5 protein-coding genes and 1 pseudogene are annotated in these 7,798 nt (G+C 69.5%); 2 read left to right on the top strand and 4 right to left on the bottom strand.

Annotation, left to right across the window (positions count from 1 at the left end):
• Positions 1 to 864, bottom strand: an 864-nt coding sequence (locus FMP39_RS36365; protein WP_228558636.1) for an FHA domain-containing protein, incomplete at its 3' end; no start/stop codon positions are given.
• A gap of 31 nt (positions 865 to 895) precedes the next feature.
• Positions 896 to 1,957, bottom strand: coding sequence for a lipopolysaccharide assembly protein LapB (locus tag FMP39_RS36360; protein ID WP_228558635.1), 1,062 nt, complete (start codon positions 1,955 to 1,957; stop codon positions 896 to 898).
• Between the two features lie 99 nt (positions 1,958 to 2,056).
• On the opposite strand from FMP39_RS36360, the gene FMP39_RS36355 reads away from it, so the two are divergent.
• A complete protein-coding gene (locus FMP39_RS36355; RefSeq protein ID WP_194858716.1) occupies positions 2,057 to 2,575 on the top strand; it encodes an outer membrane beta-barrel protein in 519 nt (172 codons plus the stop codon).
• Here FMP39_RS36355 and FMP39_RS36350 read toward each other — a convergent pair.
• On the bottom strand, positions 2,541 to 3,347 hold the full coding sequence (locus FMP39_RS36350; protein WP_141594533.1) for an RDD family protein: 807 nt from the start codon (positions 3,345 to 3,347) through the stop codon (positions 2,541 to 2,543). The genes FMP39_RS36355 and FMP39_RS36350 overlap by 35 nt on opposite strands.
• A 202-nt stretch (positions 3,348 to 3,549) precedes the next feature.
• Between FMP39_RS36350 and FMP39_RS36345 the strand changes: the two genes are divergently transcribed.
• Positions 3,550 to 6,654: a cyclic nucleotide-binding domain-containing protein gene (locus FMP39_RS36345; RefSeq protein WP_141594532.1), complete on the top strand. Its 3,105-nt coding sequence runs from the start codon at positions 3,550 to 3,552 to the stop codon at positions 6,652 to 6,654.
• Between the two features lie 28 nt (positions 6,655 to 6,682).
• Here the strand turns inward: FMP39_RS36345 and FMP39_RS36340 are convergent.
• A pseudogene (locus tag FMP39_RS36340) lies at positions 6,683 to 7,798 on the bottom strand (hypothetical protein); the annotation flags it as partial.

Here is a 7,798-nt window from a genome sequence, read left to right as displayed (position 1 = left end):
GGACGCTGATGAGGTTGTACTGCTCGTCCCGGGTCCCCGTCTGCCGCTCTTCGCCTGCCATGCCGCCTCCCGTGGATGAGTGAAGTGCCACGGAGAGAAAGCTATGCACGGCGAGCCGGGAGCCTTGACCTCGGGGGCGAGCTGAACGGGCTCCTCGGCCGGCTCGGTGGGGTCCACGTAAAGGAAGCGGGTGGCACCCACTTCCAGTTCGTCCCCGTCCTTGAGCTGCCGGCGGTTGACCCGCTTCTTGTTCACCTTGATGCCGTTGCGGCTGCCCAGGTCCTCCACGTGGGTACCGGACCAGTCGCGGCGCACCTTGGCGTGCTTCCGGGAGACCAGGTCATCCTTGAGGATGATGTCCGCGTCCTTCTCGTCGCGGCCCAGGATGACTTCCTTCGCGTCCCCCAGCTCGATGCGCTCGCCTTCGCGGGGGCCGTTCATGAAGCGCAGGTAGCGCTCCTCGCCGCCGCCGGCCAGGCCGCGCATGGCGTCCTTCACCATGCCCCGGGCGATGAAGGACGTCTTCTCCCCGCCCGCTTCGGGGTTCAGGTCCATCACCCGCTCGAAGCGGACGTCGAACGTGGCGATGGCGATGACGTCGCCGTTGCGCAGCAGCCGCTTCTCGCCCTTGGGCACGGGCTTGCCGTTGATCTGCGTGCCGTAGGAGCTGCCCAGGTCCTCCACGAAGAAGAGCGGCCCGTCCTGGCAGATGCGCGCATGGTTGCGCGACACCGCCTGCTGAGCGAGCACGACCTGGCAAGCCTTGTCGCGGCCCAGGGTGATGACCGCGTCGTCGAGGACGAACTCGGTGCTCTGGGCAGCGCCGGCCTCGCTGCGCTGCGTGACGGTGAGACGAACGCTCATCGAGAAGGAGGGGAGTCGGGAAGGCGGGACATCAGAACGTCGCGTCGCTCAGGAATCTCTCACACGTCTGGTACTCCGTGGGGAATTCCTCAGACGTCCCGTACTTCAGGAAGTTCTTGCAGGCGATCTGCGCGTGCTCGCGCTTGTGGGCTTCGAAGAAGAGCTCGTAGAGGCCGTAGTGGCAGGCGGCGTACTTCGCATCCAGCTTGACGCACTTACGGTAGGTGGCCTCTTCCTCCGCCAGCAGGCCCTTCTCGCGGTACTGACGCGCGAGCATGTAGAGCGCGGGCGCGGAGTTCTCCGCCTGCTGCGTGTCCTTGATCTCCTTGAAGGCCGCGTCGGTGAGCGCCGTCTTGCGCTGGGCCAGGGACAGGTTGTTGATGCAGCTGCTGTTGCTGGGGTCCAGCTGGGCGCAGTTGGCGAAGGACTCGCGCGCTTCCTGGAAGCGGCCCAACTCCATCAACGCGGTGCCCAGGTCGTGCCACAGCAGGGGTGAATCCTGGACCAGCTGCGTGGCCCGGGCGAGGTGCTCGCCGGCCGCGTCGTATTCACCCTCCGAGTAGGAGATGATACCCAGGAGGTGGTGCACGTCGGAGATGCCGGGATTGACGGCCAGGATCGTGCGCAGCTCCTTCTTGGACTCGTCCATCTTCCCCATCTTCATCAGGGTGAGTGCCAGGTTGTAGCGCGACTCCAGGTTGTCCGGGTTCACCTTGAGGGCCCGCCGGAAGTTGTCGTGCGCCTTTCCGTACGCGCCTTCCTCCATGTAGATGGCGCCGAGGTTCTGGTACGCCTGGAGGTGCTCCTGGTTGTAGCGCAGGGCCTTGATGAAGTGCTTCTTCGCGTCGTCCTTCCGGCCCGAGGACATGGCGATGATGCCCTTGTTGGACCAGAGGTCCGCGTACTGGGGGGAGAATTCCAGGCCCAGGTCGCAGAACGTCTCCGCGCGGGCCAGGTCGCCCTTGGCCATCTCTTGCGCGCACAGCTCGTTGTTGATGAGCGCCCGCTCGTGAGGCGGTGGGGTCCGGACGCAGGCGACGAAGGGCAGGGCGGAGACCAGGGACAGCGCAGCAACAAGTCGGCGGACACGCATGGCGGGGCGAGTGTAGGAGAGCGCCCGCGCCCAGGCAACGCCCGGAGTGGCATGAATCCAGGCTGTTTTCCGAGGGTTACGCCGGTAGAGTGGCGGCCCATGCGTACCCTGCTCTGCACCCTCGGCTTCACCCTGGCCTTGCTGTCGGCCAGCCCCGCGCATGCCCAGTTCGCCAACCGCAGCCTGGGCCTGTCACTGGGCTACATGGACTTCAACCGGACGAACGGCCTGGATGACGCGTTCTTCGTGGGCGTCGACGCCAGCCTCTACATCGAGAACGGCTTCGAGGTGGTCTCCCTGTCGAAGATTGCGTTCCCACGCGACACCACGGACCGCAACGAGAAGCGCGTGGTGGGCCTGGCGCCGTCCATCGGCATCCGGTACCTGCTGATGGAGGAGGCCATCCGCCCCTATGTGGGCTCGGACCTGAGCTACCTCATCGTCTTCAAGAACAGCGTCAGCAACTTCGTGGGCATTGGCCCCAACGTCGGCGTCGACTTCTTCCTGTCGGACTCGGTGAGCGTGGGCGCGCGCGCGCAGTACAACTTCTACATCGCGCTCAACGAGAAGACGCAGCGCACGCTCACGCTGTCTGCCGGCGCTGCGGCGTACTTCTAGGCTGTCCCTTCGGCGGTAGCAGGGCCGCGGCCACCAGCAACGCCCACTTCTCGTCGGAGAGGTGGGGCGGCTTCTCCATGGCCAGCGCGTCCTGCAGCCTTGCTCCCAGCGCCGCGAACAGGCGGAGCCGCGCCTCCATGCGCAGTTCCTCACGGCGCAGGGCCGCAGTCAGCACCACCTCTCGCTCCTCGCTGGACAGGCGCTTCACGCGCGACACGAAGAGCGGATCCGCCAGCAGCCCCTCGTCGCCGGGCATGCCCAGGGCGGAGGGCACCTTCAGGCGCCGCTCGCGCACCACCAGCGTTCCCGCCAGCATGTCCCCCAGCCGCTGCTGGGAGCCGGACACGAGCGCGGTGAGCCCTCCCACCAGGTAGAACAGGGGCAGCCGGTCCACCGGACGCGCCAGGTTGCGCAGCGCCGCGTGGTAGAAGCCGATGCGCACGCCGCTCTCCTGGATGACCCGCAGCGACATCACCCGCTTGCCCACGGTGCGTCCGCTCCACACCGTCTCCAGCGTTATCGCGTAGCCCCAGTCCACCAGGAAGTAGATGACGATGGACAGCGCGCTGGCGAAGCCCGGGAAGGCGAACATCACCAGGCTGAGCGACATCAGGATGGTGCCGGTGAGCAGTGTGACGATGACGGCGTCCAGCAGCCACGCCAGGAAGCGCGAGTACAGGCCCGCGAGCGTGAAGCGGAACTCCACGTACTCGGGGGTGAGCACCGTGTGGGTGCCGTCCAGCAGGGTGTCGGTGGCGGTCGTCACCGACACAGTCTAGCCGCGGCGGCGCACGTGCGGGCGGCCCGAGACACATTCATCGCGGCTCCAACGATTTCAGTGAGGGCGGCGGAAGTCGGGTGAAGGTGTCCGAAGTGACTTGCCCGCTGTCCGGAGGGCAGGCGGGCGGCACCTCGCACGACAGCGCTATTCTTGAGGCGAGAGGGCGTGGGGTAGTCTGCCACGCACTCGCACCGTGCTCCCCTCCGACTCCTCATCATGGAACCGCCGCCTTTGGCCGGCGGCAGCCTTTCAGTTCGCGCTCATCGCAGGGGTGACGCAGCTGAAGACGGCTTCCAACGCCCTGGTGCTGTCGCGCTTCGAGTCCCAGGCGCTGCCGTACCTGTACCTGCTGGGCGCGTTGATGACGGCGGCCATGACGGTGCTGCCGCGCTCCAAGCCGGGCTCGCCCTTCGAGTCCCCGGGCCTGCTCACGGGCATGGGCGGCGTGGTGGCGCTGGTGCTGGCGGGGGCCCTGTCCGCGGGGCAGCGCATGCCCGCACTGGCGCTGTACCTCTTCGCGGACACCTTCTCCACGTTCGTGTCCTTCCGCTTCTGGGGCCGCATGGCGGCCGCCTTCGACGCGCGTGAGGCGCGCCGGGCCTTCACCGCGCTCAACGGCTTCGCCATGGGCGGAGGCATCGCCGGAGGTCTGCTGGTGCAGGGCCTGGCGGTGAAGCTGGGCACGCCGGGCATCGTGGTGAGCGGCGCCGTGGGCCTGCTGGCCGCGGGCGCCATCTTCCATCACCTGTACAAGGGCCTGCCGCCCACGCCGCCGCGCGGCCGCCCCGCGTCCTTCCTGGGGCTGCGCTATCTGGCGGAGAGCCCCTACGCCCAGGTGCTGGCGGCGCTGGGCATCGCGTTCGCGGTGCTGTCGTCGTTCGTGGACTACCTCTTCCGGCTGCGCCTGGAAGGCACGCTGAGCGAGGACGCGCTGACGGCGCTCTTCGGTTCACTCCAGCTCTGGATTGGCCTGTTCTGCGTGGCCTTCCAGCTGCTGGTGGCGCAGCGCCTGCTGAAGCGGCTGGGGCTCTTGCGCTACGTGGCGATGGTGCCGCTGGTCCTGGCGCCGCTGGCGGGCGCGGCGCTCGTCACCCCCAGCTTGTGGCCGGTGCACTTGCTGCGACTGGTGGAGACGGCGGTGAGCTACTCCATCCTCCCGGTAGGCATCCAGTTGCTCTACACCGCGGTGCCGGACGACCAGCGAGAGGGCCTGCGCGCCACGGTGGATGGGCTGCTGCGCAAGGGCGGCGTCGTGCTGGCCGGTCTGTTGCTCATCGGCGCGGGACGCGCGGCCAACGGCGTCACCATGGCGGTGGCGGTGGTGGGCATGTGCGCGGCGCTGGGCCTGCTGCTGGTGCGGCTGAAGCCCGCATACGTGGCCGCGCTGGGCGAGCAGGTGGGCGCGCCCGAAGAAGAGGACGTGGCGCTGGAGGGCGAAGAGGAGCAGCGGCTGCTGGCCGAGGCCCTGGCGGCCCCTTCTCCGGAGCGGGTGCTGCGCGCGGTGGCGATGATGGAGCAGGCGGAGGTGCCGCTGCGTCCGCACCTGCCCGCGCTGCTGCGTCACCCGCACGAGCGCGTGCTGGAGCGCGGCGTCTCCCTGGCCCTGGAGCTGGAGGCGCACGAACTGGCGCCGGTGCTGGAGCGGTTGGTGGAGGAAGGGCCACGTCGGCCTCGGGACCAGGCCGTGTGGGCCCTGGCGCGGTTGTCACCGGAGCGGGCGGAGCGCCTGCTGCCCGCGCTGCTGAACCACCCGGATGTGGGCCTGCGCTGCGCGGCCATTGGCGCGCTGGTGAAGTCGACGGGGAGCGCCGTGGCGCTGGACGCGCTGCGGGCGATGTTGTCGCGCGGCGAGGGCGCACCGGTGCCCGAGCGCCGCGAGGTGGCGCGCCTGCTGGGGCGCATCCAGAACTCACGCTTCGCGGAGCCGCTGGCGCGCTATCTGGAGGACGCGGACGGCTCCGTGCGGCACGTGGCCCTGGTCGCGGTGGGCAAGGGCGGCTACGTGGAGCTGGCGCCTCGGCTGCTGCCGTTCCTCACCTGGCGGGAGGAACGCAAGGCGGCGCGCGAGGCGCTGGTGGCGTTGGGTGACGAGGTGACGCCGCTGGTGGAGGAGCAGCTCAACAAGCACATGGCGCCGCTGGCGATGCGGCTGCAACTGCCCCGCGTGCTGCGCGGCATCGGAACACCGGCGGCGCTGGACGCGCTGCTGTTCTCCAACGTGCGCGACGACGCGTCCCTGCACTTCCGGATTGGCGCGCAGATGTCGCGCCTGCGCGACGAGCACCCCGAACATCCCGTGGACGTGGAGCGCGTGCGCGAGGCCCTGGGGCGGCGGCGGGAGGTCTACCGCAACCTGGTGGGCGCCTTCCGCGACCTGCGCGCGGCGCTGGGGGATGGCTCGCTGCTCACGCGCGCGGTGGGCGACCGGATGGACCAGGCGTTGGAATTGTCCTTCTTCCTCCTGGGGCTGCTCCATCCGTCGCACGTGATGCGCGGCATCCACTACAACCTGGTGGGGCCCGACCTGCGCCGTCGCGCGCTGGCGCTGGAGCTGTTGGAGAACCTGGTCGACGAAGAGGACCGGGAGCTGGTGATGGAGCAGGTGGAGGCGCACCACCGCGAGCTTCCACCCGGCGCGCCCGGCCGGTTGTGGCGTCGGCTGGCGGCGCTGGTCCAGAGCGAAGACGGCGTGCTGCGCGCGTGTGCCCGCCATGTGGCGTGGGTGAACGGGCTGCACGTGCTCCCACAGGAAGGTGACATGAGCGACAGGACAGTCCAGCGGATGTTCGCGCTGGAAGGGGTGAGTGTCTTCTCCCAGTGCGACGTGGACGACATCGCCGCCATCGCCGCCGTGGCCCGCGAGGCGGCGTTCCGCGCGGGAGAGCGCATCTACGCCCAGGGCGATCCGGGCGACGCGCTCTACGTCATCGTCGACGGCGCCGTGGATGCCTTCCACGACGGCGAGCACGTGCTGCGCTTCCAGGGCAAACAGGCCTTCGGCGAGGTGAGCCTGCTCGACGGCGCACCGCGTCCCACGGACATGGTGGCCGCGGTGGATACGCGGGTGCTCATCATCGACCGGCGTGACTTCTTGGATTTGCTCGCGGACCGGCCGGAGCTGCTGACGGGCTTCTTCCGCGCGGTGAGCCTGCAGCTCCAGGCGCTCATCGACCTGCCGGACTCGCGCGAGACGGGCGAGCGGCTGGAGATGACGGCGCCGCTGGGCCCACTGGCGCCGCCGCTGCCAGATGGGCCGGCGCCGGATGGAAACGACGACCGCTCGCGCGACGACTCCTGAGCCGAGCGGCGCGGGGACGTCCCTCCCGTCACCACACGTCGGCGGGGCGGGGCACTTCGGCTTCGGGCGGCGAGGCGTTCGCACCGGCGGCGAGCGCCTTCCTTGCCGCGGCCACGTCCTCCTCCAGCAGGTGCGCGGAGGCGACGGGGATGAGCGGCCGGACGAAGAACTTCATCGGAGGAAATGAGCCCAGGAATCGGACCACCGCCAGCCCGGCGAACACCCAGGGGTGGCGCTCCGTGCTGGAGATGGGCGCGAAGACCTCCTCCGTGCGCCGTCCCCAGGAAGCGCCGTACCGCTGAAGCGAGCCCCACCGAAAGCCTGGCACGCGGGTGGTGAGCACCGTCCACATCCGCAGGAACCAGGGCGGCCGCGTGGGCCCCGCGGTTGGCTCCCAGGCCCGCGCGCTCTTGGCGGCGGTGAAGACCACCCACCACCACGCGCCCCAGGCGGTGAACACGGCGGTGAAGACGAAGCGGGAGGCGCACATGAACGGGAGGGTGATCAGCACCAGCGCCGGCACGCCCACCATGAGCAGCAGGAAGGCCCGCCAGCGTCGCTTCACCTTCTTGCGCAGCCACGCCATGTTGAGGCGCACGCGCGGCGGGAACTCTTCGTCCTCTGGCTCCAGGCCCGTGAGCAGGCTGGCCTTGCGGGAGATGGCGTCGTGGTAGTCCCGCGACAGGGCGATGACCACCCACTGCGCCAACTGCAGCGCGGCGAACAGCGCCGCCCAGAAGGCCAGGCCCCACACGGAGAGGCCCTTCACCGTCCAGATGCTCTTTTCGTGAGCAGGTGCCTGGGTGTCCTCGGCGGTGTGTGGGGCACCCGCCGTGGCGTCGGTGCGCTCCTTGGCGGAGGACTCAGGGGCCTCCGACTCCTGGTCCTTCGTGGCCTCCAGCACCAGCGCGGTGATGGCCTCCGCCAGGGACGTGCCTGCATCGGCCCCCTGGGCCGCGGCCTCCACGTCCCGGATGCGCTGCTCCAGCCTTGCTTCGGGCGTGTCCGCCGGGATGGGGGAGGGTTTCTGGGCCGTCCGGGCCGGTTTCGGGTCCGTCGATTGCAGTCGAATCCGGCAGGATCTCCACTCCCGACGCCCGCCATGAACTTCTTCGATTCGCTCGCCGCGGATGTTCGCTTCGCG

It is taken from the genome of Myxococcus sp. AB056, from assembly GCF_006547365.1.
GTDB classification, from domain to species: Bacteria; Myxococcota; Myxococcia; order Myxococcales; family Myxococcaceae; genus Myxococcus; species Myxococcus virescens.
The sequence above is the reverse complement of the archived record's forward strand: the minus strand, read 5'-3'. Positions and strand labels throughout refer to the sequence as shown.

Coding starts and splice junctions, on each gene's coding strand:
- FMP39_RS36360 (WP_228558635.1), bottom strand. CDS start 1,957: ATGCGTGTCCGCCGACTTGTTGCTGCGCTGTCCCTGGTCTCCGCCCTG.
- FMP39_RS36355 (WP_194858716.1), top strand. CDS start 2,057: ATGCGTACCCTGCTCTGCACCCTCGGCTTCACCCTGGCCTTGCTGTCG.